27 protein-coding genes are annotated in these 25261 nt (G+C 64.8%); 9 read left to right on the top strand and 18 right to left on the bottom strand.

Annotated elements, in window-relative coordinates; translation table 11 throughout:
* The first annotated feature begins 39 nt into the window (after positions 1–39).
* On the top strand, positions 40–702 hold the full coding sequence (locus CEY09_RS10435) for a glutathione S-transferase family protein (protein WP_088588577.1): 663 nt from the start codon (positions 40–42) through the stop codon (positions 700–702).
* Between the two features lie 19 nt (positions 703–721).
* On the opposite strand, the gene CEY09_RS10430 is transcribed toward CEY09_RS10435, so the two are convergent.
* Positions 722–1624, bottom strand: a complete 903-nt coding sequence (locus CEY09_RS10430) for a LysR family transcriptional regulator (RefSeq protein WP_088588576.1) — start codon at positions 1622–1624, stop codon at positions 722–724.
* A gap of 113 nt (positions 1625–1737) precedes the next feature.
* On the opposite strand from CEY09_RS10430, the gene CEY09_RS10425 reads away from it, so the two are divergent.
* Together CEY09_RS10425 and CEY09_RS10420 are read left to right on the top strand one after the other, a co-directional pair.
* A complete protein-coding gene (locus CEY09_RS10425; protein ID WP_088588575.1) occupies positions 1738–2742 on the top strand; it encodes a tripartite tricarboxylate transporter substrate binding protein in 1005 nt (334 codons plus the stop codon).
* Between the two features lie 32 nt (positions 2743–2774).
* Positions 2775–3968 carry a M20 aminoacylase family protein gene (locus CEY09_RS10420; protein ID WP_088588574.1) on the top strand — a complete coding sequence of 398 codons (1194 nt, stop codon included), beginning with the start codon at positions 2775–2777 and terminating at the stop codon, positions 3966–3968.
* 16 nt (positions 3969–3984) lie between these two features.
* Here the strand turns inward: CEY09_RS10420 and CEY09_RS10415 are convergent, their stop codons facing one another.
* Genes CEY09_RS10415 through CEY09_RS10405 form a run of 3 tightly spaced genes read right to left on the bottom strand, consistent with a single transcriptional unit; the run spans position 3985 to position 6851 of the window.
* On the bottom strand, positions 3985–5112 hold the full coding sequence (locus tag CEY09_RS10415; RefSeq protein WP_088588888.1) for a deoxyguanosinetriphosphate triphosphohydrolase: 1128 nt from the start codon (positions 5110–5112) through the stop codon (positions 3985–3987).
* 24 nt (positions 5113–5136) lie between these two features.
* The gene (gene aroB / locus CEY09_RS10410; protein WP_006227436.1) at positions 5137–6213 is read right to left on the bottom strand and encodes a 3-dehydroquinate synthase; all 1077 of its coding nucleotides are present in this window, start codon (positions 6211–6213) and stop codon (positions 5137–5139) included.
* Positions 6210–6851: a shikimate kinase gene (locus CEY09_RS10405; RefSeq protein ID WP_035214108.1), complete on the bottom strand. Its 642-nt coding sequence runs from the start codon at positions 6849–6851 to the stop codon at positions 6210–6212. Before CEY09_RS10405 ends, aroB begins: the two co-directional genes overlap by 4 nt.
* A 114-nt stretch (positions 6852–6965) precedes the next feature.
* Between CEY09_RS10405 and CEY09_RS10400 the strand changes: the two genes are divergently transcribed.
* Positions 6966–9410, top strand: a complete 2445-nt coding sequence (locus tag CEY09_RS10400) for a penicillin-binding protein 1A (RefSeq protein ID WP_006227434.1) — start codon at positions 6966–6968, stop codon at positions 9408–9410.
* Positions 9411–9462: 52 nt separating this feature from the next.
* On the opposite strand, the gene cyaY is transcribed toward CEY09_RS10400, so the two are convergent.
* Positions 9463–9792: an iron donor protein CyaY gene (cyaY, locus tag CEY09_RS10395; protein WP_088588573.1), complete on the bottom strand. Its 330-nt coding sequence runs from the start codon at positions 9790–9792 to the stop codon at positions 9463–9465.
* Between cyaY and lptM the strand changes: the two genes are divergently transcribed.
* Both lptM and lysA read left to right on the top strand, forming a co-directional pair.
* A complete protein-coding gene (gene lptM, locus CEY09_RS32745; protein ID WP_337360715.1) occupies positions 9743–10006 on the top strand; it encodes an LPS translocon maturation chaperone LptM in 264 nt (87 codons plus the stop codon). The genes cyaY and lptM overlap by 50 nt on opposite strands.
* Positions 10003–11295: a diaminopimelate decarboxylase gene (gene lysA, locus CEY09_RS10385; protein WP_088588571.1), complete on the top strand. Its 1293-nt coding sequence runs from the start codon at positions 10003–10005 to the stop codon at positions 11293–11295. The genes lptM and lysA overlap by 4 nt, the downstream gene beginning before the upstream one ends.
* A 243-nt stretch (positions 11296–11538) precedes the next feature.
* Here the strand turns inward: lysA and ccsB are convergent, their stop codons facing one another.
* The 3 genes from ccsB to CEY09_RS10370 all read right to left on the bottom strand — a co-directional run bounded on the left by ccsB (position 11539) and on the right by CEY09_RS10370 (position 15816).
* Entirely contained in the window at positions 11539–12906 is a 1368-nt protein-coding gene (ccsB, locus tag CEY09_RS10380; RefSeq protein ID WP_006227430.1) for a c-type cytochrome biogenesis protein CcsB, read from the bottom strand.
* A gap of 9 nt (positions 12907–12915) precedes the next feature.
* Positions 12916–14994 carry a cytochrome c biogenesis protein ResB gene (locus tag CEY09_RS10375; protein ID WP_175216745.1) on the bottom strand — a complete coding sequence of 693 codons (2079 nt, stop codon included), beginning with the start codon at positions 14992–14994 and terminating at the stop codon, positions 12916–12918.
* A gap of 120 nt (positions 14995–15114) precedes the next feature.
* Positions 15115–15816 carry a c-type cytochrome gene (locus tag CEY09_RS10370; RefSeq protein ID WP_035214109.1) on the bottom strand — a complete coding sequence of 234 codons (702 nt, stop codon included), beginning with the start codon at positions 15814–15816 and terminating at the stop codon, positions 15115–15117.
* 223 nt (positions 15817–16039) lie between these two features.
* On the opposite strand from CEY09_RS10370, the gene yihA reads away from it, so the two are divergent.
* On the top strand, positions 16040–16663 hold the full coding sequence (gene yihA, locus CEY09_RS10365; RefSeq protein WP_006227427.1) for a ribosome biogenesis GTP-binding protein YihA/YsxC: 624 nt from the start codon (positions 16040–16042) through the stop codon (positions 16661–16663).
* The gene (hemB, locus tag CEY09_RS10360) at positions 16660–17676 is read left to right on the top strand and encodes a porphobilinogen synthase (RefSeq protein ID WP_006227426.1); all 1017 of its coding nucleotides are present in this window, start codon (positions 16660–16662) and stop codon (positions 17674–17676) included. Before yihA ends, hemB begins: the two co-directional genes overlap by 4 nt.
* 59 nt (positions 17677–17735) lie before the next feature.
* On the opposite strand, the gene CEY09_RS10355 is transcribed toward hemB, so the two are convergent.
* From CEY09_RS10355 to cutA, 3 genes are all read right to left on the bottom strand, one after another.
* The gene (locus CEY09_RS10355; RefSeq protein WP_088588887.1) at positions 17736–18614 is read right to left on the bottom strand and encodes a DMT family transporter; all 879 of its coding nucleotides are present in this window, start codon (positions 18612–18614) and stop codon (positions 17736–17738) included.
* A gap of 129 nt (positions 18615–18743) precedes the next feature.
* On the bottom strand, positions 18744–20660 hold the full coding sequence (dsbD, locus tag CEY09_RS10350; protein ID WP_088588569.1) for a protein-disulfide reductase DsbD: 1917 nt from the start codon (positions 20658–20660) through the stop codon (positions 18744–18746).
* Entirely contained in the window at positions 20660–21007 is a 348-nt protein-coding gene (gene cutA, locus CEY09_RS10345; RefSeq protein ID WP_006227424.1) for a divalent-cation tolerance protein CutA, read from the bottom strand. Before cutA ends, dsbD begins: the two co-directional genes overlap by 1 nt.
* A 121-nt stretch (positions 21008–21128) precedes the next feature.
* Between cutA and CEY09_RS10340 the strand changes: the two genes are divergently transcribed.
* Positions 21129–21566, top strand: a complete 438-nt coding sequence (locus CEY09_RS10340; RefSeq protein WP_006227423.1) for an HIT family protein — start codon at positions 21129–21131, stop codon at positions 21564–21566.
* A gap of 81 nt (positions 21567–21647) precedes the next feature.
* Here the strand turns inward: CEY09_RS10340 and rplQ are convergent, their stop codons facing one another.
* The 7 genes from rplQ to infA form a co-directional block, all read right to left on the bottom strand.
* Entirely contained in the window at positions 21648–22040 is a 393-nt protein-coding gene (gene rplQ / locus CEY09_RS10335; protein WP_006216513.1) for a 50S ribosomal protein L17, read from the bottom strand.
* A 184-nt stretch (positions 22041–22224) separates the two neighbouring features.
* Positions 22225–23211 carry a DNA-directed RNA polymerase subunit alpha gene (locus tag CEY09_RS10330; RefSeq protein WP_006216514.1) on the bottom strand — a complete coding sequence of 329 codons (987 nt, stop codon included), beginning with the start codon at positions 23209–23211 and terminating at the stop codon, positions 22225–22227.
* 220 nt (positions 23212–23431) lie between these two features.
* On the bottom strand, positions 23432–24055 hold the full coding sequence (gene rpsD / locus CEY09_RS10325; RefSeq protein ID WP_006227422.1) for a 30S ribosomal protein S4: 624 nt from the start codon (positions 24053–24055) through the stop codon (positions 23432–23434).
* Between the two features lie 11 nt (positions 24056–24066).
* Entirely contained in the window at positions 24067–24468 is a 402-nt protein-coding gene (rpsK, locus tag CEY09_RS10320) for a 30S ribosomal protein S11 (protein ID WP_006216516.1), read from the bottom strand.
* Between the two features lie 15 nt (positions 24469–24483).
* Positions 24484–24849, bottom strand: coding sequence for a 30S ribosomal protein S13 (gene rpsM / locus CEY09_RS10315; protein WP_006216517.1), 366 nt, complete (start codon positions 24847–24849; stop codon positions 24484–24486).
* 43 nt (positions 24850–24892) lie between these two features.
* Positions 24893–25006 (bottom strand): 50S ribosomal protein L36, encoded by a 114-nt coding sequence (gene rpmJ, locus CEY09_RS10310; RefSeq protein ID WP_003806928.1) that lies wholly within the window; start codon positions 25004–25006, stop codon positions 24893–24895.
* Between the two features lie 34 nt (positions 25007–25040).
* Positions 25041–25259 (bottom strand): translation initiation factor IF-1, encoded by a 219-nt coding sequence (gene infA / locus CEY09_RS10305; protein ID WP_003806927.1) that lies wholly within the window; start codon positions 25257–25259, stop codon positions 25041–25043.
* Positions 25260–25261 lie beyond the last annotated feature (2 nt).

Genomic DNA, 25261 nt, shown 5'->3' with positions numbered 1-25261 from the left:
AGCGGACAACCTGGCAACCCCTGCGTAAGGAAAAGCGGCATGTACACCCTGATCATCGCCAACAAGAACTACTCATCGTGGTCCTTGCGTCCGTGGATCGCCCTGCGCGCCGCGGGCGTGGCCTTTACCGAGCAAAAGCTCGGGTTTTTCACGGAAGCGTTCACGCGCCAGGTGGGCGCGGTGTCGCCCGCGGGACTCGTGCCCGTGCTGCTTGACGGGGATTTCGCGGTCTGGGATTCCCTGGCCATCTGCGAGTATGTGGCTGAACAACGCCCCGAGGCCAACCTCTGGCCGCAAGACGCGAAGGCGCGCGCCCGCGCGCGTTCGCTGGCTGCGCAGATGCACAGCGGCTTTTCCGCCATGCGCCAGGCCATGCCGATGAACATCGAAGCGCATCTGCCCGGCATCGACCTGCCCGAAGCGGCCCGGCAGGACATCTCGCGCCTGCACGCCATCTGGCGCGACACGCGCGCCGAATTCGGTCAGGGCGGGCCGTTCCTGTTCGGGGCCTTTTCGATTGCGGATGCCTTCTTCGCGCCCGTGGTGTCGCGCTTTACCACCTACGGCATTGCGGCCGCCGGCCCGGTGCGCGACTACATGGACGCGGTGCTGGCGCTGCCCGCCATGCAGGAATGGATGCGCGACGCCCGCGCCGAAGCCACCTTCGTTCCCGAAGACGAGCCCTACCGCAAGCATCGCTGAAAAGCGCTGGCCAATCCTTTCAATCGTGCAGCCGCTGCGCCATGAATTCGCGCAGCAGCGCCATTGCGGGCGCTTCGGTCCGTCCCGTCAGGGTCACCAGCGCGAATAGCGCGTGACTGCGCAGCGGCGGCTCGCTCGGCAATTCCATCAGTTCGCCGGCCGCGATGCCGGCCCGGGCCGCGCCCACAATGCCCAGGAACACCGCGTCCGACACGCGCACCGCGTCAAGCAGGCTGCCGATCTCATCGCAACGCAGGCGCACCGCCGTGCGGGGGTCGGGCTCGATGCCGAAATGCTCGATCAGGATCCGTTCGGTATCGACCGCCAGAAAGGTGGAGGCCAAGGGATAAGCCGCAATGTCCGCGAACCGCGGCGGCTGCGTTTGGCTGGCCAAGGGGTGGCCACGGCGGCAGATGAAGCCTGCGCGCATCTGCGACACGGGTTCAATACGCAAATCGGCCGATGGCGCGATGCCGCGGGTATCGACCACCAACGCGTCCAGGCGCCGTTCGCGCAGCAGCGCCAGATGCGCCTCCAGCGGCCCGCGCATCAGCTCCAGGTGCAATTGCGGGTAACACTGCGCCACATGCGTCAGCAATGGCGTCATCAGCATCGCGCCCGGCCCCGAGCCCAGGCCGATGTTGATCGCCCCCCGGTCCCCGTGGGTCAGCAGTTCGGCGCTGCGGCGCAATTCGGCCGATTCGAATAGGATGCGCCGGGCGCGGTCGGCCACGGTCAGGCCTAAGGGCGTCAACTCAGTGCGCTTGCCCATGCGGTCCAGCAACAGCGCGCCCAGATCTTCTTCCAGCAGCCGGACGCTGCGGCTCAGCGCCGATTGCGTCAGGTGCAGGCGCTCGGCCGCGCGGCTGAACGAACCCACTTCGGCCACCGCCAACAGATGCTCCAGCTGCTTCAGGTTCATGCCCAGGTATGAGTTTTTTTTCTAGCTTCCAGAATAACAATTCGTTAGACAACTAGCGAGGGCTGTCCCTAGCATGCGGATCACAACCACATCACAAGGGGAATCTCGTGAGCATGCTTTCCAATCGCCTGCACCTTGCGGCCTGTGCGCTGGCGCTGGGCGCGGCGATGCTGTGGGCGCCGGGCGCCCGCGCCGCCGACTATCCCAGCCGGCCCGTCATGATGATGGTGCCCTACCCGGCCGGCGGCACTTCCGACGCCATTGCCCGCCTGGTGGCGCCTCCGGTGTCCAAGACGCTGGGCCAGCCGGTGCTGGTCGAAAACCTGGGTGGCGTCAGCGGCGCGCTGGGCGCGCAGAAGGTGCTGGGCGCCAAGTCCGACGGCTACTACCTGTTCCAGGGCTCGCCCAACGAACTGATCCTATCGCCCATCGCCAACCCCGCGGTCAAACTCAAAAGCGAGGACTTCCGGCTGGTGCAGATGATCGGCATGGCGCCGCTGGTGATCGTGGCGCGCAGCGACCTGCCTGCCAACAGCGCCGACGAACTGGTCGCGTTGGCGCGTTCGCGCTCGGCGTCACAGCCGCTCACCTTCGGCAGCGTGGGCGTCGGCTCTCTCTACCATGTGCTGGGCGAACATTTGGCCCACACCATCGGCGCCAGCATGGTCCACGTGCCCTACAAGGGCGGCGCGCCGCTGATGCAGGACATCGGCGGCGGCCAGGTCGATCTGGCCATCCTGCCGCTATCGCAGCAGCAGATGGCCATGGCCGAGCAGGGCCGCATCAAGCTGGTGGCCACGCTCGATGCGCAGCGCAGCCAGCTGCCGTCCCTGGCCGCCGTGCCCTCGGTCAACGAGGGCCAACAGTTGAAAGGCTTCAACTTCACCACCTGGACCGGCTATTTCGTCAAACGCGACACCCCGGAAGACGTGGTGCTGCGGCTGCACGCCGCGCTCAACGACGCCATGCAGGACCCCGCCGTCAAACGCGGGCTGGAATTCCAGAACATCCTGGTCTCCGAGCCGATGGGTGCGGACGCGGCAGAAGCGATGTACCGCGCCGAAACCAGCCGCTTCCGCGAGATCGCCACCCGGGTGGACGGAGCCGCAAAGCCATGACTACCGCCTCCCCCCACAAGGAACACGCCGACATGCATCCGATCCTGCAGACCTTGACCGCCCAGGCCGACGAATTCGTCTCGATCCGGCGGGACATCCACCGCCATCCCGAACTGGGCTTCCAGGAATTCCGCACCAGCGACCTGGTGGCGCAATGCCTGACGCAATGGGGCTATGAAGTGGAACGCGGTCTGGGCGGTACTGGCGTGGTCGGGCAGTTGCGCCGCGGCAACGGCGGCAAGCGCCTGGGGCTGCGCGCCGACATGGACGCCTTGCCTATCCAGGAGGCCACGGGCCTGGACCACGCCAGCCGCAACGAAGGCGTCATGCATGCCTGCGGCCACGATGGCCACACGGCCATGCTGTTGGCGGCGGCGCACCACCTGGCCCGGCACGGGGAATTCGACGGCACGCTCAACCTGATCTTCCAGCCCGCCGAAGAAGGCCTGGGCGGCGCCAAGCGCATGATGGAAGACGGGCTGTTCACGAAATATCCCTGCGACGCCATCTTCGCCATGCACAACATGCCGGGCCACCCGCAAGGCCATCTGCTGCTGCGCGACGGCCCCACCATGGCGTCCTCGGACAACGTGACCATCGTGCTGGAAGGCGTGGGCGGACACGGCGCCGTGCCGCACCGCGCCGCCGACCCCGTCGTGGCGGGTGCCGCCATCGTGATGGGGCTGCAGAGCATCGTCGCCCGCAATATCGATCCGCTGCACATGGCGGTGATCACCGTCGGCGCGTTCAATGCCGGCCGCGCCAACAATGTCATTCCCCAGACCGCGACGCTCAAGCTCAGCGTCCGCGCGCTTGACCGCGGCGTGCGTGACACGCTGCAGGCGCGCATCACGGAGCTTGTCCACAACCAGGCGGCCAGCTACCAGGTCCAGGCGACGATCGACTACGGTCGCGGCTATCCCGTGCTGGTGAACACGCAGGCGGAAACGGATTTCGCGCGGCAGGTGGCCGTGGAACTGGTCGGGGCCGACAAGGTCGACCCGCAGACCCGGCCACTGACCGGCAGCGAAGACTTCGCCTTCATGCTGGAAGACGTGCCCGGCTCCTACCTGCTTGTGGGTAATGGCGACGGGTCGGCGGATGGTTTCAACAGCGGGCATGGCGCCTGCATGGTCCACAACCCGGGCTATGACTTCAACGACCACAGCCTGCCCGTGGGCGCGGCGTACTGGGTGCTGCTGACCCAACGCTACCTGACGCGCTGAGGCAGCTGCAACGGCCCTACCCCATCTCGAACAGGCGCTTGTGTTCGCGGATGGCGTAGCGGTCGGTCATGCCGGCGATGTAGTCGGCGATTGCGCGGGCCTGGTCATTGAAGGCCGGGCGGCGGTAGTCCGGCGGCAAGAGGCGCGGATCTTCCAGGAAGGCCGCGAACAGTTCGCGCACGATGCGGCGCGCCTTGGTGGTCATGCGCAACACCTGATAGTGCCGGTACAGGTTGTCGAACAGGAATTTCTTCAGCGCATCGGCCTCGCGGCGGATCTCGTCCGAAAAGCTCGCCAGCGGCGGCGAGCGACGCACATCGTCGGCGCTGGCCGGTGCCGCATCGCGGATGCGCGCAAGCGAGGTCTGCGTCAGGTCCACGATCAGCGTGTTGATCATGCGGCGGATGGTTTCCGCCACGGCACGGCGTGAGGCCAGTCCCGGATAGCGTTCCAGCACGTAGGCGTGGTGGCGCTCGAAGATCGAGACCTCTTGCAGCTGTTCCAGCGTGATCAGGCCCGAGCGCAAGCCGTCGTCGATGTCGTGGTTGTTGTAGGCCACCTCGTCGGCCAGGTTGGCCAACTGCGCTTCCAGCGACGGCTGCGTGCGGTTCAGGAAGCGTTCGCCCACGTCGCCCAGCTGGCGCGCATGCGCGGCCGAGCAATGCTTCAGGATGCCTTCGCGCGTTTCGAAGCACAGGTTCAAGCCGTTGAAGTCCGCATAGCGTTCCTCAAGCTCGTCGACCACGCGCAGGCTTTGCAGATTGTGCTCAAAGCCCCCGGCCTCGGGCGCCAGCTCGCGCATGCAGGCGTTCAGTTCGTCCTGGCCGGCGTGGCCGAACGGCGTGTGGCCCAGGTCATGCGCCAGCGAGATGGCTTCGGTCAGGTCTTCGGACAGCCCCAGGCTGCGGGCTAGTGTGCGCCCGATCTGCGCGACTTCCAGGCTGTGGGTCAGGCGGGTGCGGAACAGATCGCCTTCGTGGTTCACGAAGACCTGCGTCTTGTACTCCAGGCGCCGGAAGGCGCCCGAATGCACGATGCGGTCGCGGTCCCGCTGAAACTCCGTCCGATTTTCCGGCGGCGGCTCGGCATAGGTCCGGCCGCGCGATTGAGACGGGTCGGATGCGTAGGAAGCCAGTTCTTTCATCTGCAACACCGTCTCCGGTCGCGGTTATTGAGTGGTGCGGGCCAGGACGGCGCGCACCGCGTCGTCCGGGGCGGCCTGCATGAAGGCTTCGCCAATGCGGGGCATGAGTACGTAGCGGATCGAACCGCCCTCCGTTTTCTTGTCCACCTGCATCAGGTCGAGCCAGCGGTCCGCGCCCAGATCGGGCGCTACCACCGGGCAACCGATGGCCGCCACCAGCGCGCGCACGCGCTCGACGTCCGCGCGGTTAAAGCCCGCCACGTCCGCCGACAATTCAGCCGCCTGCACCATGCCGCAACCCACGGCCTCGCCGTGCAGCCAGGCGCCATAGCCCAGGCCGGATTCGATTGCGTGGCCAAAGGTGTGGCCCAGATTCAGGATGGCGCGCAGGCCGGACTCGCGTTCGTCCTTGCCCACCACCTGCGCCTTCAGTTCGCACGAACGGCGGATGGCGTAGGCAATCGCCTCCGGGTCCAGATCGCGCAGCTGCTGCACGTTGTCTTCGCACCAGGTCCAGAAGGCCGGATCCAGGATCAGGCCGTACTTGATCACTTCGGCCAGGCCCGCGGACACTTCGCGCGCCGGCAAGGTATTGAGCACGTCCGTGTCGATTTCCACCGCCACGGGCTGGTAGAACGCGCCGATCATGTTCTTGCCCAGCGGATGGTTGACGGCCGTCTTGCCGCCCACCGACGAATCCACCTGGGCCAGCAGGGTCGTGGGCACCTGCAGGAAGCGCACGCCGCGCATGTACACGGCAGCCGCGAACCCGGTCATGTCGCCGATCACGCCGCCGCCCAGCGCCACCAGCACGCAACGGCGGTCCAGGCGATGGGTCAGCAGGGCGTCGAAGATCAGGTTCAGCGATTGCCAGTCCTTGTAGGCCTCGCCGTCGGGCAGTTCGATGCGCAGCACGCGCTTGCCGGTGCGGGCTAACGCCGCCTCGGCGCGCTCGCCGTACAGCGCCGCCACCGTGGGGTTGGTGACGACCGCAATCGCGGTGGCGTCGGCGGGGATGCATTGGTCCAGGGCATCGATGCGGCCGGGGCCGATATGGATCGGATAACTTCCGCCCGGGGTGTCGACGTCAACAACGTTCATATGCGCTTCTCGAAGGCTTGTAATTGCGGCAGCAGCGCCTTGACCAGGGTGTGGATGGGCGTGGAGCCCGTTTCCACCACCAGATCGGCGACTTCCTTGTAGAGGGGCTCCCGCAGGGTCATCAGGTCCCGCAGGGTGCCGCGGGGGTCGGCGGTGGCCAGCAAGGGGCGGTTGCGGTCGCGGCAGGTGCGGCGGAACAATTCGTCCACGCTGGCCCTCAAATAGACGACGATCCCGCGTTCGTGCAGCCGTCGGCGGTTTTCGGGCGCAAGGATCGCGCCCCCGCCGGTGGCAAGAATAATGTTGCGCCGTTGGGTACACTCTTCCAAGGCGGCGGACTCTCGGCGACGAAAACCGGTTTCGCCCTCGATTTCGAAGATTACCGGCACCCGCACTCCGCAACGCGCCTCGAGCTCATGATCCAGATCCATAAACTCGCGTCCCAACGCACGCGCCAGGCTCCGGCCGATGGTCGTTTTGCCCGCTCCCATCATCCCGACCAGGAAGACGGGCAGGTCGTGCGGCAACGACACGGTCTTGCCTGTGCACTCCAAGGCGCAAGGCAGGTTTTCAGTCCCCTCGTCCGAGGGCGCTGGGTCCGGATCAGCCTCCGGACATGAGTTGGCGGAAAAGTTCATGACGGCATTATCACATCTGCCGCCAGTTGCCCGCGCACCACATTGAACTATCTTGTTACAGAAACCGATCCCCTGCGCTAAGCCGGGCCCGGAGAGTCCCGTAAAATCGCCGCGATGAGCAAGCCCCAGAATTCCTCCAAGAAAGACAAGCCCGCCAAGAGCGGCTCCCCGATACTGCGATTCTTCGTGAAAGCCGGCATCTTCTGTGCCGGCCTGTTCCTGTGCGGCGTACTGCTGGCCGGGATGGCGTTGGCGCTGGCCTGGCCGAACCTGCCGGACCTGAACGCCATGACGGACTATCGCCCGCGGGTGCCGCTGCGCGTCTATACGGCGGACCGCGTCCTGATTGGCGAATTCGGCGAAGAACGCCGCAACGTGCTGCGTTTCAATGAAATCCCGGACGTCATGAAGTCCGCGGTGCTGGCGGCCGAAGACGACCGTTTCTACCAGCACGGCGGGATCGACTGGATGGGCGTGGCGCGGGCCGGCCTGACCAACCTGATCAACATGTCGAAGACGCAGGGCGCCAGCACGATCACCATGCAGGTTGCGCGCAACTTCTACCTGTCGTCGGAAAAGACCTATTCGCGCAAGTTCTACGAACTGCTGCTGACCTTCAAGATCGAATCCGAGCTCACCAAGGACCAGATCCTTGAGCTCTACATGAACCAGATCTACCTGGGCCACCGCGCCTACGGTTTCGCCGCCGCCTCGCGCACCTACTTCGGCAAGCCGCTGTCGGAAGTGACCCCGGCCGAAGCCGCCATGCTGGCCGGCATCCCCAAGGCCCCGTCGCGCTTCAACCCGATTTCGAACCGCCCCCGCGCCGAACTGCGCCAGCGCTACGTGCTGGGCCGCATGCAATCGCTGGGCTACCTGACCGAGCCCGAATACAAGCAGGCGATGGCGCAGCAGATCGTCATGAAGTCGGCGGAAGGCACGCCGGCCGGCGGCTACTCCATCCATGGCGAGTACGTGGCCGAACTGGCCCGCCAGCTCCTGTACAACGTGTACCAGGACAACGTCTATTCGCGCGGCATCAACATCTACACCACCGTGCAGTCCAAGGACCAGGAAGCGGCCTACCGCGCCGTGCGCGAAGGCGTGCTGGAATACACGCGCCGCGCGCCCTACCCCGGCCCCGAAGAGCAGCTGGACCTGCCCGCGGGCACCGAGAACAACCCGGCCGCCCTGGATGAATTCCTGGACGGCGTGTTCGACAAGTTCAGCGACAGCGGCGATCTGCTGACCGCGCTGGTGCTGTCGGCCAGCCCCACCGAAGTGAAGCTGGCGCGCAGCTCGCGCGAAATCATCACCGTCACCGACAAGAAGGTGCTGGGCGTGGTGGCGCGTGCGCTCAACGACAAGGCCAAGCCCGAACAGCGCATCAAGCGCGGCTCCGTCGTCTACATCCGCAAGTTCGGCGACAACTGGGAAATCATCAACCTGCCTTCGGTGCAGGCGGCCTTCGTGGCGCTCGCCCCGCAAGACGGCGCCATCCGCGCCATGATTGGCGGCTTCGACTTCTACCGCGGCAACTTCAACCGCGTGACGCAGGCCTGGCGCCAACCGGGCTCGAACATCAAGCCCTTCATCTACGCCGCCTCGCTGGAACGCGGCCTGACGCCGGCCACGCAGATTTCCGACCAGCCGTTCGAACTGACCGCGGCGCAAACCGGGTCCAAGGCCTGGAATCCCAAGAACTATGGCAACCAGTACGAGCCCATGCTGACCTTGCGCCAGGGCCTGTACAAGTCGAAGAACATGGTGTCGATCCGCATCCTGCAGGCCATCGGCCCGCAGTACGCCCAGGACTACCTGACCCGCTTCGGCTTCGACAAGGCCCGCCAGCCGGCCGTGCTGCCGCTGGCGCTGGGCGCAGGCTCGGTCACTCCCTTGCAGCTGGCCGGCGCATTCTCGGTGTTCGCCAACGGCGGCTACCGCGTCACGCCCTACCTGATCGACCGCGTCACCGACAGCAACGGCAAGGTCATCATGCAATCCAAGCCGGTCGTGGCCGGCGACGCGGCAGCGCGCGCCATCGATCCGCGCACCGCCTGGATCATGGACGACATCCTGCGCGGCGTGGCCACCTACGGCACCGCGGCGCGCGCCCGGGCCCTGCTCAAGCGCAACGATATCGCCGGCAAGACGGGCACCACCAACGAATCCGTCGACGCCTGGTTCTCGGGCTACACGCCGAACCTGGTGGCGACCTCGTGGCTGGGCTTTGATCAGCCCAAGTCGCTGGGCTCGCGCGAAACCGGCGGCGGCGTCGCCATGCCGATCTGGGTCGACTACATGCAGGACGTGCTCAAGGGCGTGCCGGAAGAAAAACCGCGTGCCCGCCCCGACGGCATCATCGTCGAGAACGGCGAGTTCTATTTCTCGGAATTCCCGCCCGGACAAGCGGTCGCCCGCCTGGGCCTCGCCGAAGCCGACACGCTGGGTGAATTCCTGCACGGCCTGGGCAGCGGCAACGAAGAGACGAAGATCAAGGTTGCTCCAGGCGTGGGTTCGCAGAACGCCGCCCCCTGGTCGCAGAAGATCCCGTTCTAATAGAAAAAAGGCCGGCCCATCAAGGCCGGCCTTTTTGTTTGGGCGGTCGGATTCAGAGCTTCAACGTCACGGGGACGCCCGCCGCCGCGGAGCAGATCTGAGACAAGGCGTCAGGCAATTGCGGGCCGCCTCGGGTATCGTTCCAGTGTTGGCCGTCGTAGCGGTAGTGGAAGCCGCCGCTGCGCGCGGCCACCCACAGCTCCTGCATGGCGGCCTGGCTGTTCACCACGACGTGGCTATTGTCCTCGAACACCATCGTCAGCACATTACCGCTGCGGCTGGTTTCGACGTCGACGTCGAGCGAAGCCGCCCAGTCATCGGCCTGGCTTTCGATGCTATCCAGCACCTGGTCGATCAACGCAAGAAATTCGGTTTCGGTCATAATCGAGCCTGCAAGAATTACGGAGTTCCCAGTGTTCCAATTGGCATTCAGCCGCATGGCTCTTCGCATTGTAGCCACGCTCTTGGCCTCCGGCATGGTTGCGGCCTGCGGGTACAAGGGGCCTTTGTATATGCCGACGCCTGACGGCAAGCCGCCGGCGCGCACCCCGTCGCAGCCCACGCAGCAGATTCCACCGGCGCCGACCATCCCATGACGCCCGCCTACCCCGTGCAGCCAGACCTGGCCGGCCATCCCTACTTCCAGTACCGCAATAACGTACTGTACGCCGAGGATGTGCCCCTGGACCATCTGGCGCATGGGCTAGGCACACCGCTGTACGTCTATTCGCGCGCCGCGCTGAAAGCCGCCTGGGAAACCTACCGCAGCGCCGTCGGGCAACGTCCGGTGCTGGTCTGCTACGGCATGAAGGCCAACTCCAACCTGGCGGTCCTGAAGGAATTCGTACGCCTGGGCGCGGGCTTCGACATCGTGTCGGGCGGCGAACTCAAGCGCGCGCTGGCAGCGGGCGCCGACCCATCGAAAATCGTGTTTTCGGGCGTGGGCAAGCAAGCCTGGGAAATGCGCGACGCGCTAGCGGCCCAGGTGAAGTGCTTCAACGTCGAATCCGTGGCCGAACTGCACCGGCTGTCGGAAGTGGCCGAAAACATGGGCGTGCTCGCCCCCGTGTCGCTGCGCGTCAATCCCGACGTCGACGCGCAGACCCACCCCTATATCTCCACCGGCCTGAAAGAAAACAAGTTCGGCATCGCCATCGATGCCGCGCTGGACGCCTACCGCACCGCGCAATCGCTCCCGGGCCTGGATATCGTCGGCGTCGATTGCCATATCGGTTCGCAGCTGACCGACATCAGTCCCTATTTCGATGCGCTGGAAAAGCTGCTGGACCTGATCGACACGCTCGACCAGGAAGGCATCCGGATCGCGCATCTGGACCTTGGCGGCGGCCTGGGCATCCGCTATACGGACGAAACGCCCCCCTCGCCCAAAGCCTTGCTGGACCGCGTCTTCGAACGCCTGAACGCGCGCGGCCACGGCCATCTGCATCTGGTGCTCGAACCCGGCCGCTCGCTGGTCGGCAACGCCGGCGTGCTGCTGACCACGGTCCAGTACCTGAAGCATGCCGAAGCGCGCAACTTCGCGATCGTCGACGCCGCCATGAACGACCTGCTGCGCCCTGCGCTGTACGACGCGTTCCACGGCGTGCGGGCCCTGCGCCCGCGCGCGGGCGACCCGACCCCTTACGACATCGTCGGCCCGGTATGCGAAAGCGCCGACTGGCTGGCCCGGCAGCGCCCCCTGGCGATCCAGCAAGGCGACGTGCTGGCCGTCGAATCCGCCGGCGCCTACAGCATGGCGATGGCCAGCAACTACAACACGCGCGCCCGCGCGGCCGAAGTCATGGTCGACGGCGACAACTACTACGTCGTGCGCCAGCGGGAAACCTTGGACGACCTGCTGCGCGGCGAATCCACGCTGCCGTAGGATGGGTGAAGCGCGAGAGGTCGAAGGCAAGAACATTGCTGCCGAGCGCGCGCAACCCATCGAGCAACGATTGCGTTGTGGCTGAAGTTGCCAAGAAATCATCGTTGCTTGATGGGTTACGCGCGTTGAACGTGTGGGTCCTTGCCTTCGACCTCTCGCGCTTCACCCATCCTACGATGCATCACGATTTATCCAGCGCAAAAAAAAAGGCCCCGAGGGGCCTTTTTCTCTATACCCGCGCCCTCACAGTTCCCCGTAGGAATGCAGGCCGGACAGGAACATGTTCACGCCCAGGAACGCAAAGCCCGTGATCAGCAGACCCATCAGCGCCCAGTAGGCCGCCATGGTGCCGCGCAGGCCCTTGATCAAGCGCATGTGCAGCCAGGCCGCGTAGTTCAGCCAGACGATCAGCGCCCAGGTCTCCTTGGGGTCCCATTGCCAGTACGCGCCCCAGGCATCGGCCGCCCACAGTGCGCCCAAGATAGTCGCCACCGTGAAGAACGCGAAGCCGATCGCGATGGCGCGATACATGATGTCGTCCAGCACTTCCAGCGACGGCAGCGCGGCGGCGATGCGGCGGCGGCCCAGCAGGATGGCGCCCACGATCACGGCGCCGATGCCGAAGTACAGCATCCACGTCGCCGACAGGCCGTCGGTGCGGAACACCATCGGTTCGGCGCACAGCAGCACGCCCAGGATGAACAGCGGCGTGAGCTTTGCCCACGACGTCGTCTGCCCATGCTGCTTGATCAGATAGGCAAAGCCCACCATCGCCGCCAGCGAGAAGGTGCCGTAGCCGATGAAGTTGGCCGGCACGTGCAGCTTCATCCACCAGCTCTTCAAGGCCGGCACCAGCGGCTGGATCTGCCCCGCGTCGCGCGTGAACGAATACCACAGCAGGAACACCACGGCGGACGTCACCACCAGCAGCACGAAGCCGCCGAGTGCGCGCGTGGCGTATTTGCGTTCGTAGTACAGGTAGAACAGCGCGGTGATCAGCGAGAACAGCACGAACACTTCGTACAGGTTGCTGACCGGGATGTGGCCCAGGTCCGGCCCCATCAGATGGCCTTCGCGCCAGCGCACCAGCAGCCCCGTGACGCCGGCGAACACCGCGCCCCAGGTCAGCGCCGTGCCCAGCCATGCGGCCGTCGGGCTGAACACGCCGATCCAGTAGCAGACCATCGCCAATGCGAACAGCGCGCACATCCACAGGATGGCGGACTGAGACGAGAACAGGTACTTCAGGAAGAACACCTGCTCGGCGCGGGCCAGGTCATTGCCGTAAAGCATCAGGGCCAGCCCGGCCGCGATCGCACAGGCGATCATCAGGTGGCGCAGCGGACGCCACAGCCAACCCAGCCACGCCAGCGCGGGCACGGTGCCGCACAGGATGATCTTCTCGTAATAGTCCATCGCGTTGCCGTGGCGGGTCAGCGCGAAGGCGGCGCCCACCGACAGCAGCAGGAAAAAGACAATATCGGTCCAATCGGGCTTGCCGCGCCGGGCGCGGCTGTCGCCGGTTTCCGACAGGCTGTCCTGCCAGAGCGTGTCCGGCGACGCGTTCAGCGCCTTCGGCGACGAGGGATGCGTAGTGGTCGTAGTCGACATAAATAAACCTTAAGACCTCTTCTGGCGCAGCAGCGCCTGCTTGAAGCGTTCGAACTCTTGATTGAAGTCGAGTGTACGCTTCTGAGACGTCATGGCCGCCATGACGCTGCTTCCGCCCTCATGCGGCTTGACCCAGATCCAGACGCGGCGGTCTCGAATATAGAACATCGAGAACACCCCCAGGACCAGCAACAGGCTGCCCAGGTAGACGGTGTTCTTGCCCGGCGTGCGGCTGACCTGGAACACGCTGGCCTGCACGTGATTGAAATCCGCCAGCGACAGGAACACCGGCGCCGGATACACCGTCAGGTCCGACAGCGCGGCCACCGCCAGGCGCGACCATACCGCCGCGCGCTCGCCCTCGGGGCCTTCGACCGCCACGGCGGGCAGGCCCGCGCGCTCGCGTTCAATGGCGCGCAATTCGTTCATGCTGGCGCCGATCAGCCGGATCACGACGTCGGCCGCGCGCTCCAGGTCGGCGGCGGGCGTATTGGCCTGCAGGAAGGCAGCCACGGCTTGCAGGCCCCCAGTTGCGAAGGTCTCCAGCGCGCGCTCGGCGGCCGTCTGCAAGGGCTGTCGGTCGGCGCCCGACGGGCTGTTGCGCTCGGCGAAGCGGCGGGCCGCCTCCTGCCGCGCCGCCGGGTCGGCCAGCGTCGCGCGCAAGCGCATGAATTCGGCAATCGAACTGTCGTCGTCGGCGGGGATGCGCAGGTAGCGGAACGGCTCCGAGGCGTTGTTGCGCACGCCCGCCAGGAACACGCTGGCGCCGTCGAGTTCCATGGGCAGCATGTAGTTCTGGAATTCGTGGGCCTGGCCCGCCTCGTCGATCAGCTTGTATTCGACGCTGGGTCCCACGTTGCGCAGGTTCTCGTTCTTCTTGCCCGCCGCGCTGCCCGACACCGACGCCACGTGCTCGGCGAAGCTGCGGTCCGGGCCCTTGGGCTCGCCGCGCGTCAGGTCTTCCACGTTGATTGGGCGCATCGCCGTGATTTCGACGCCCATGCTGCGCGGCCCGTTTGCTGTGTGAGCGGTTACTTCGGCGGTCTTGCCCACCGTGCCGTCAACGGCGAACGTCGCATCGCCAGAACCTACCAGCGGGTAGCCTTTCAGCACCACCGTGCTGCCGCCGTCGTCGAAGCTGGACTGGTAGACGGTCATGCCCTTGAAGCGCAGCGGTTCGTTGACCTCGATGGTGGAATCAAACGTCTTGCCGGTTTCGGGGTCGGTGACTTCGACTTCGCTCAGAAAGCGGCTGGGCATGCCCGTGGAGTAGTAATCGACGACGAACTTCTTGAGCTTCAACGTGAAGGGCATCGGCTGCACCAGGGCGCCGTCGCCCACCATCACGACCGCCGTGCTGGCCTGGCCGCCTTCGGGCACCAGCACGCTGGCGCGAAAGCTCGGGTTGTCGACCGACAGGCGGCCGCTTTCCGGCACTTCCGAGATCAGCATGTTCTCGACGATGGGCTTCTTGCCGCCCAACATCACTTGCAGGCGCACAGGCAGTTCGCTGTCCAGCAGGCCGCCGATGCAGATGATGACCATCGCCGCATGCGCGAACACATAGCCCAGCCGGTTGGCACTGCCTTTCTTGGCCGCCAGCATCACGCCGTCGTTGTCCGTGCGTTGCCGCACCGCGTAGCCCATGCGTTCCAAGAGGGACTTCAGGCCGGCCGCGGTCTGCGGTACGTCGGTGGGGGCTTCGGTTTCCACGCGGTGCGGAAAACCCCGAAGGCTGCTGGCCCGCACGTGTTCGCGAAACGAACGTGCATCCCGCAGCATCTTGGGCGCGTTGCGGATCAGGCAGACCGAGGTCGATACGACCAGGAATCCCATGATCACCAGGAACCACCAGCTGTTGTAGACGTGCCAGATCGAGAACTTGTCGAACACCTCGAACCAGAACGGCCCGAACTGGTCGATGTAGTTGTTCGACGAGCGGTTCTGCTGCAACACGGTCCCGACCAGACTCGCCACGCAGATGAACATCAGCAGGCTGACGGCGAAACGCATCGAACCGAGCAGTTCGAAGAAATCGCGAGGCAGGCTGCGCAGGGAGGGACGGGTATGGGTTCGTGTTGAATTCATGAAAAAAGGGGGGCCGCGCTATCGGCTACCCCCCTCATAGACAGCGCACGACGGAAACAGGTTCCGTCATGCCCAAGTTGCATGAACGCGGACCAGCCGCGCGTGTTGCAGGCAAGAAGCCTACCGCAGGCCAGCCGCGTAGTCCGACACCGCCTTGATGTCGGCGTCCGACATGCGGTCCGCAATGGCGAACATGATGTCATTCTTGCGGTCACCGCTGCGGAACAGCTTGAGCTGCTCTTCGATGTACATGGGGAACTGCCCCGACAAGCGGGGGTATTGGCCGGGCAAGCCCGCACCATTGGCAGAGTGGCATGCCGCGCACGCAGGGACATTGCGTTCCGGCAAACCGCCGCGCCAGATCTTTTGACCCAGATCAACCAGCTTCTCCTGGCCGGCCGTGGCCGGCTCTTTCAGCGGTTGCTGCGCTAGATACAGCGCGATGTTCTGCATGTCGGCCGGCGTCAGGTTCTGCGCCATGGCCGTCATCGGGGTCGGGTTGCCGCCGGCGCCATTGCGCACAGGCAGCTTCGCGCCCTGCTTGACCTGGAAATCAGCCAATTGCTTGGCCAGGTATTCGTGGGGTTGCGCGGCCAGGTTGGGGTTCACCGGGATGGTGCTGTTGCCCGCCGCGCCATGACAGGACGCACAGGCAATGATGCCTCTTGAGGCGTCGCCTTGGTCAAACAGCTGACCGCCCTTGGCGGCATCTGGCTTGGCCGGGCCCGCAGCGCCGTCAGCGGCGAAACTGGGGGTCGATAAGGCGGAGGCGCCGAGCAACAGCCCGCTCGCAACCAACATCCGGGACAGCACACGCTTCATGAAGACCTCGACGATCACATCGATCAAGGCGCAAAAAGGCGCCCACGCCTGCCCCGCTCACCTTGGAAAACCGTCTCGAACCTGATTTGCCCATTCTGCCTTCCAGGCTGCCGTCGGCAACCCAAAGAGTAAGCAAAAAAGACGGCTCCGCGCACGGGGACCACTGTTGCAAACGCCGGATTATACAATAGGGCTCGAAACCAACCGTATCCAAAGCCCATCCGTGTCCCTCCTACATCGCGCCTCCTTCCTTACCTCCGCAGCTCGCCTCGACCAGTTGCCGGCCGCCGGCGCTCCCGAGGTCTGCTTTGTCGGCCGCTCGAACGCCGGCAAATCCACGGCCATCAACGTGCTGTGCAACCAGCGCCGTCTTGCCTTCTCGAGCAAGACGCCGGGCCGCACGCGCTTGATCAACATGTTCGGCTTGCCCGACCCGCTGGATCCGGAAGGCCACATCGGTTTTCTCGTCGACTTGCCCGGCTATGGCTATGCCTCGGTCGCCCGCAACGAGAAAGAAAAATGGGCCGACATCCTCGGCGGCTACCTGCGTGACCGCGAGTCGCTGGCCGGCATCGTGCTGCTGATCGACATCCGCCGCGGCGTCACCGAACTGGACCGCCGCCTGGCCAACTTCATCGCCCCCACCGGACGCCCCGTGCTGGCGCTGCTGACCAAGGCCGACAAGCTGCCTTACGGCCAGCGCATGCGCACCGTCTTCTCCGTGCGCAAGGACCTGGCGGACATCGGCGCGCTGCACACCATTCCTTTCTCGGCGCCCGAGCGCATCGGTCTGGAAGAAGCCGGCGCCCACATTGAAAATTGGATTTCTCCCAAGGTCGTACCATGAACCCGCAGATCATCACCCCCGAGTTTCCGGTTTCCCGCCCGCGCCGCCTGCGTCGCGACGACTTCACCCGCCGCCTGGTGCGCGAGAACGCGCTGACGGTCAATGACCTGATTTATCCCGTCTTCGTGGCCGAAGGCACGGGCTTGCAGCAAGCCGTGCCGTCGTTGCCCGGCGTCGTCCGCTATTCGCTGGACACGCTGCTGCCCGTGGCCGAAGAATGCGTGAAACTGGGCATCCCGGTGCTGGCGCTGTTCCCCGTCATCGACGCGTCGCTGAAGACCCCCGACGGCATCGAAGCGACCAATCCCCGCGGCCTGATTCCGCGCGTGGTCGGCGAACTGAAGAAGCGCTTTCCGGAACTCGGCATCCTGTGCGACGTGGCGCTGGATCCCTACACCAGCCACGGCCAGGACGGCGTCATCGACGAAGACGGCTACGTCATCAACGAACTGACCGTCGAGATCCTGGTCAAGCAGGCACTGACCCAGGCGGCCGCCGGTGTCGACATGGTCGCCCCCAGCGACATGATGGACGGCCGCATCGGCGCCGTACGCCGCGCGCTGGAAGCCAACGGCCATATCCACACGCAGATCATGGCGTACTCCGCCAAATACGCCAGCGCGTTCTACGGCCCGTTCCGCGACGCCGTGGGGTCGGCCACCAACCTGGGCAAGTCGAACAAAATGGCTTACCAGATGGATCCGGGCAACCTCGATGAAGCGCTGCGCGAAGTGGCTGCCGACTTGCAGGAAGGCGCCGACATGGTCATGGTCAAGCCGGGTATGCCGTACCTGGACGTGCTGCGCCGCGTGAAGGACACGTTCCGCGTGCCCACCTTCGCCTACCAGGTCAGCGGCGAATACGCGATGATCAAGGCGGCCGCCGCCAATGGCTGGCTGGACCACGACAAGGTCATGATGGAAGCGCTGCTGGCGTTCAAGCGAGCCGGCGCCGACGGCATCCTGACGTACTTCGCGATCGAGGCGGCCAAGCTGCTCAAAGCCCAGCGCTGATCGCGCAACGCCTTGCGGGCCGGGCGTTTCCGGCCAGCCCGCAAGGCGTCTTCTTTACCTTATGCCCGCCCGTTGCGCGGCACGGCAGGCGCCGCGCGGCGCAATCCCAACCACGTTCCGCCCAGCACGCAAGCCAGTCCCACGACGTGCGTCAGAGTGACGTGTTCGTCCAGGAACAGCGAGGCGAACAGCAGCCCGAAGATCGGCAGCCAGTTCACGAACAGCGCGGCGCGGCTGATACCCAGGCGCGCGATGCCAGCGTTCCAGATGATGTTGCTGACGCCTGATGCCACTACCGCGGAAAACATCAGCACCAGCCACGGCCACCACGTCATCTGCCAGGTATCGGTCTGATACGACGCCGGCGTCATCGCCGCATGCACCACCAGCATCAGCCCGCCTGCCAGGTACATGTACCAAAGCATGCCCAGCGGATCCATCGTGCGCGACATGCGCTGGATGACCAGGCCGCCGAACACGAACACCAGCACGGCCACGAACACGACCGCGTCGCCCCAGCCCGTCAGGCCGATCTGCGCGCCGCTGCCTGCGACCACCATGCCCACGCCCAACAGGCCCAGCATGGCGCCCGAGATGCGCACCAGCGTCAGTTTTTCGCGATAGAAGATGGCGGCCAGCAGCGCCGACAGCAAGGGGCTCGTGGCCATGATCAGCGTGCCATTGGCCGCCGAGGAAAACCGCAGCCCCGACACTAGTGCCACCTGGTGCGCGTACACCACCAGGAAGCCTGCCAGCGCTACCCAGCCCAGCTCGACGCGGCCCAGCTTGGGGATGCGGCCGCGGCGGGCCTTGATAATGAGGGTGACGGTGATGAACGCAACGACGATCCGCACGGCGGCCAGCGCCTGGATGTCCATGTGCTGCGTCAGGTACTTGATGGAGACGATGTTCAGGCCCCATGTGGCCATGACGAACATCAATTGAACATAGATAAGACCTTGCCGGTCCTGGCTTGCATCAACTGTTGGGGACGTCACGGGCGCCGGCCTGAAGGGAGTGGTGTGCGCCGCCCACGCGGCGCAGCAGCCATGGTATACGCCCAGGCGTCAGCGCACCAGCACCTTGTCCAGCGATTCCGTGAAGCGCTTGGCGTCCTGGAAACCCACCACGCGGGCTTCCGGCAATTCCTTGCCACCCGGCTCGAAGAACATGATCCCCGGCGGGCCGAACAGGCGGAAGCGCTTGAGCAGCGCGCGGTCGTCGGCATTGTTCGCCGTCACGTCCGCCTGCACCAGCAGCATGCCCGACATGCGTTGCGCCACACCAGGATCGGTGAAGGTGAAGCGTTCCATCTCGCGGCACGACACGCACCAGTCGGCATAGAAATCCAGCATCACCGGCTGGCGGCTTTGCGCCAGCAGCGCATCCAGCTCGGCATTGTTGCGCACGCGGGTGAAATGGACTTCCCCGCTTGCGGCCGCGGCATCCGAAGGCGCACCGGCGCGCGAGGCCAGATGCGACAACGGTTGCAGCACATCGCGTCCGCCGCTGGCCGCGCCAACCAGCCATGCAGCCGCTGCCAGCGCCAGCAGCAAGCCCAGCCCCTTGCCGAACATGCGCGCCGCACCCGCGCCCGCCGGCAAGGCGTCGAACGCCCGCAGCATCACGGCCGACACCACCGCCAGGAACGCCCAACCCGTCATCTGCACCCAGGTCGGCACCACGGGGATGAGCATCCACCAGGCAGTCGCCAGCAGCAACATGCCGAACAGGCGCTTCACGCCGTCCATCCAGGGGCCCGCCTTGGGCAGCAGCGCGCCGGACGACGCCCCCACGATCAACAGCGGCACGCCCATGCCCCAGGCCATGGCGAACAACGCCGACCCACCCAGGACCACGTCGCCCGTTTGCGAGATATACAGCAGCGCGCCCGCCAACGGCGCGGCTACGCAAGGTCCGACGATCAGCGCAGACAAGGCGCCCATCACGAGCGCACCGGTATAACGCCCGCCCGGAATGCGCGACGAACGCTCTGCCAGCTTCGCCTGGATGCCCGACGGCATCTGGAACGTGAACGCGTCAAACATCGCCAGTGCCAGCACGGCCAGCAGGATGGCGAACAGCGTCAGGATCCACGGCGTCTGCAGCCACGCGGCCAAGCCCGCGCCGCTCAGTCCTGCGGCCACGCCCAGCGCGGTGTAGACCACCGACATGCCCAGCACATAGGTCGCCGCCAGCGCCAGTCCGCGGCCGCGCGTCGGCCGGGGCTGCGCCACGCCGCCCAGCACGATTGAAGACAAGATGGGAATCATCGGCAACACGCAGGGCGTGAAAGCCAGCAACAGGCCCAGCACCAGGAACACACCCGCGGTCTTGGCCCAGCCCAGACCGCCCAGCGCGTCAGCCAGGCCGGTGTCGCCTGCGGTAAACAGCGCGCTCAGCCCGCCCGACGGTGCGGCCTGCGACGCCTGCGCCAGCGCGGATGCGCCACCTGCCAGCGCGTAACCACCCGCCACCGGCGTCAGTTTCACGCTGCTGTCCATCGGCGGATAGCACAGGCCGGCGTCCGCACAGCCCTGGCCGGTCAAGGTCAGGGTGAAGGGCTGGTCCCCGGTGCCGACCGGCACCCGGATCACCACGTCCTTGTGGAAGACCTCCATGTCTTTCTCGAAGGTTGGGTCGTACTTGACCTCGCCCTTGGGGTAGATGGCTTCGCCCAGCGTCGTCGCCCCCATGGGGCTGATCGTGATGCCGAAACGCTCGCGGTACATGTAGTAGCCGGGCGCGACCTTGTAGCGCAGCTCCAGCGTATCGGGCGCGGCCATCTGCGCGCTGAACACGAAAGCCTTTTCGGGCTCCAGGAACTCGGCCTCGGCATGCGCCGCCGCCTGCCATCCCATCAGCAGCAGCGCCATCGCCAGGAACATCAGGCATTGCCTGAACAGGGCATGGGCCGCGCGGGCAGCGCGGGTGGCGTGAATCGGGCGCCGCGGCGCACCGACAATACCGGCAAGTTGCAACATCAGTCTCTCTTGTTCTGCGTGACGGCCGTCTGCTCGCGCACCCAATCCAGATAAGGCGCCGCGCCGCCGATGACCGGCAGCACGATGATTTCGGGCACATCATAGGGATGCATCTGCGCCAGGGCCTGAACCACTGCCTGGTGGCGCGCGTAGGTGGTCTTGATGTGGATGGGGACTTCTTCCGCCCCTTCGACCTCTCCGTTCCACTGGTAGATGGACAGGCCCGGCGCGCCAAGGTTCACGCAGGCCGCCAACCCGTCTTCCACCAGCACGTGCGCGATGCGCTTCGCAAGCAGCACGTCCGGCGCATTGCTGATGACCAGCACGACGTCGTCATCGCGCAACATGGAGCCTCCTCGGGATACCCGTGTGAGATGTAACTCGGGGTATTTTATCGGTATTGCGGCGGCCGCCCGGATCCTCGGCGCCGGCCATGCCACCCAGCCATCCGTTTTCACCGAGGCACGCATGTCCGACAACTGTCTGTTCTGCCGCATCGCGCGGCACGAGATCCCCGCGCACATCATCCACGAAGACGAGCGCCTGCTGGCCTTCCTGGACATCCAGCCGGTGCGCCCGGGCCACACCCTCATCATCCCGAAGCAGCATTACCCCTATTACGAGGACATGCCCGCCGATCTCGCCGGCCACATCCTGAACCTGGGGCAAAAGCTCGGGCGTCACATGAAGCGGCTGTACGGGGTCGAACGGGTGGGCTTCGCCTTCACCGGCATCCACGTGGCGCACGCCCACGCCCACATCATCCCGATGCATCACACGCAAGACGTGACGTCCACGCAGTACATCGAACAGCAGGACCTGACGTTCCGGATGCCGCCCCAACCGCCTCAGGAGGCGCTGGCGGCCACCGCGGCGCAGTTGCGGGGGGAATTGCACGCCTCGTGATCCAAACGCCGTGGCGGGCGCGCAAATAAAACAAGGGCGGGTCCGAAGACCCGCCCTTGTCGCTTATCGAGCTACCGAGAATTACTCGGCGCTGTCCGCAGCGGCTTCATCAACTTCCGGACGGTCAACCAGTTCCATGAAAGCCATGGGAGCGTTGTCGCCTTGACGGAAGCCCATCTTCAGCACGCGGGTGTAGCCACCGTTACGGGCCGCGTAGCGCGGGCCGATTTCGGCAAACAGCTTCACCACCGCATCGCGATCGCGCAGACGGGCAAATGCCAGACGCTTGTTCGCCAGCGTGGGCTCTTTGCCCAGCGTGATCAGGGGTTCGATGACGCGGCGCAATTCTTTCGCCTTCGGCAGCGTGGTCTTGATGGCTTCGTGGGTGATCAACGAAACGGCCATGTTGCGGAACATGGCAAGACGGTGACTGCTGGTGCGGTTGAGCTTACGCAAGCCATTACCGTGACGCATGATAAGTTTCCTTTGAATCTAAAGATGGCGTTCGCCATCGGGTTGCCGGCTCTTCTATCAACCTGCAATCAGGCCGCGGTCCGGTAGAAAACGGTGCATTTTACGACGATTTCGCAAACGGCCCGGCGGTAAAACCGGGCGCTGCGGGAAACGCCCCGTTTCCGGGGCGTCACCCTCTTAAGACTTACGGACGCTCCAGGCCCAGGGGCGGCCAGTTCTCGAGCTTCATGCCCAGAGTCAGACCACGTGCAGCCAGGACTTCCTTGATCTCGTTGAGCGACTTGCGACCCAGGTTCGGGGTCTTGAGCAGCTCGTTTTCGGTACGCTGAATCAGGTCGCCGATGTAGTAGATGTTTTCGGCCTTCAGGCAGTTGGCCGAACGTACGGTCAGTTCCAGGTCGTCGACCGGGCGCAGCAGCACCGGGTCGATCTGCGGCGTGCCGCGGACCGGGGCTTCGTACGAATCGCCAGCGCCTTCCAGAGCAGCGAAGACCGAGATCTGGTCCATCAAGATGCGAGCCGACTGGCGCACCGCTTCCTCGGGCGAGATGACGCCGTTGGTTTCGATGTCCAGAACCAGCTTGTCCAGGTCGGTGCGCTGTTCCACGCGGGCGCTTTCAACCGCGTAGCTCACGCGGCGGACCGGGCTGAACGAAGCGTCCAGAACGATGCGGCCGATGGTGTGGGTGCGGTCTTCCGACAGCGCGCGCACGTTGCCCGGCACGTAGCCGCGGCCCTTTTCAACCTTGATCTGCATTTCCAGCTTGCCTGCGTCCGTCAGGTTGCAGATGGCATGGCCGGGGTTGATGATCTCGACGTCATGCGGCAGCTCGATGTCGCTGGCCAGCACGGTGCCCGCGCCGGTCTTGCGCAGAACCAGGGTCACTTCGTCGCGATTGTGCAGCTTGAAGACCACGCCCTTCAGGTTCAGCAGGATGTCGACGACATCTTCGCGAACGCCCGGGATGGTCGAGTATTCGTGCACCACGCCCGTCATCTGGACTTCGGTCGGCGCGTAGCCGGTCATCGAAGACAGCAGGATGCGGCGCAGGGCGTTGCCCAGCGTATGACCGTAGCCACGCTCGAACGGCTCCATCACGATCTTGGCATGGTGCGTGCCGACCGGTTCGACTTCAATGGAGCGCGGCTTCAGGAAACCTTGAGTGGACATTTACTGTGTTCCTTTTCAATACCCTCGGCTCGTTACACCGATAAGGCTGATGGACAGGGTGAAACATGAAACTCGGGCGGCGCGAAAACGCCGGCCGATACTTACCGCAAAGCCCGCCCCACCAAAAGGCGGAAAGCGGGCTGCTGCGGGACGTGCAAACGGGTCGCGAGACCAGCTTCGTGCCGGCACACCTGCGAAGGAGGCGCCGGCAGAGACCTGATTAACGCGAGTACAGTTCGACGACCATCGATTCGTTGATGTCGCGAGCGACGTCAGCGCGATCGGGGACCGACTTGAACGTACCGGTCAGCTTGGTCGAATCGACTTCCACCCATTGGGGGATGCCGATGCTGGTGGCCAGGTCGAGCGATTCCTTGATACGGCCTTGCTTCTTGGCCTTTTCACGGATCGAAACGACGTCGCCAGCCTTGACCAGCATCGAAGCGATGTCAGCCGTGTGGCCGTTCAGTTCGATGGCGCGGTGGCTCACCAGCTGGCGAGCTTCGGCGCGCGTCGAGCCGAAGCCCATGCGGTAGACGACGTTGTCCAGGCGCGATTCCAGCAACTGGATCAGGGTTTCGCCGGTGTTGCCACGGCGACGCTCTGCTTCAGCGAAGTACTTGCGGAATTGCTTTTCCAGCACGCCGTACATGCGTTTGAGCTTTTGCTTTTCGCGCAGCTGCAGGCCGTAGTCGGAAGTGCGGGCACCCGAAGTGCGGCCGTGTTGGCCAGGCTTGGAATCCAGCTTGCACTTGGAATCCAGCGAGCGACGGGCGCTCTTCAGGAACAGGTCAGTACCCTCGCGGCGCGAGAGCTTGCATTTGGGTCCAATATAACGTGCCATGTGGATTCCCTTTAGATACGACGACGCTTCGGCGGACGGCAGCCGTTGTGCGGAACGGGCGTGATGTCGGCGATGGACGAAATCTTGATGCCCAGCGCGTTCAGCGCACGGACAGACGATTCGCGACCGGGGCCGGGGCCCTTGATACGCACTTCCAGAGTCTTGATGCCGTACTCCAGCGCGACGCGGCCAGCCGTTTCAGCAGCGACCTGCGCGGCGAACGGGGTCGACTTACGCGAACCCTTGAAACCAGCACCGCCCGACGTGGCCCACGACAGTGCGTTGCCCTGACGATCGGTGATGGTGATGATGGTGTTGTTGAACGAAGCGTGAACGTGCGCGATGCCGTCCGAGACGTTCTTCTTAACCTTTTTGCGCACGCGCGAAGCGCCGCTGGTGGAAGCTTTCGCCATAATCCTGTTCCTCGATTATTTCTTCAGGGACGCAGCTGCACGACGCGGGCCCTTACGGGTCCGTGCGTTGGTGCGAGTGCGCTGGCCGCGCACGGGCAAACCGCGCTTGTGACGCATACCGCGGTAGGTTCCCAGGTCGATCAAACGCTTGATCGAGAGCTGTACTTCACGACGCAGGTCGCCTTCAACCGTGAACAAACCAACATGTTCGCGGACGCGTTCCAATTCAGCGTCGTTCAGATCCTTGACCTTTTTGTCAAAGGGTACGTTTGCCGCTTCGCAGATTTTGCGAGCGCGCGTACGACCAATGCCAAAAATGGCGGTCAGTCCGATCTCGGCGTGCTGTTGCGGCGGGATGTTAATGCCAGCAATACGGGCCATGACTATTCCTTGAATAAATCTGTTGCGTAGTCGCTAACCCGAGTTAGCCTTGACGCTGCTTGTGACGCGGGTCGGTGCAGATAACACGCACCACGCCGTGACGTTTGATAACTTTGCAGTTGCGGCAGATCCGCTTAACCGATGCCATTACTTTCATGGTTGACTCCTAATTTTCCGTAATCCGGTTCCGCTCATTTGGAGCGGAAAACTATCCTGGCTCGCGTCAGATCATAGGGCGTGAGCTCCACTGTGACCTTGTCACCCGGCAGGATCCGGATGTAATGCATACGCATCTTGCCGGAAATATGGCCCAACACCACGTGGCCGTTTTCGAGCTTGACGCGAAATGTCGCGTTCGGGAGGTTCTCAAGAACCTCGCCTTGCATCTGAATGACGTCGTCCTTGGACATTC

This window comes from Achromobacter marplatensis (assembly GCF_002209535.1).
GTDB lineage: Bacteria > Pseudomonadota > Gammaproteobacteria > Burkholderiales > Burkholderiaceae_B > Achromobacter > Achromobacter marplatensis.
This window is presented reverse-complemented; position numbering and strand designations above follow the sequence as displayed.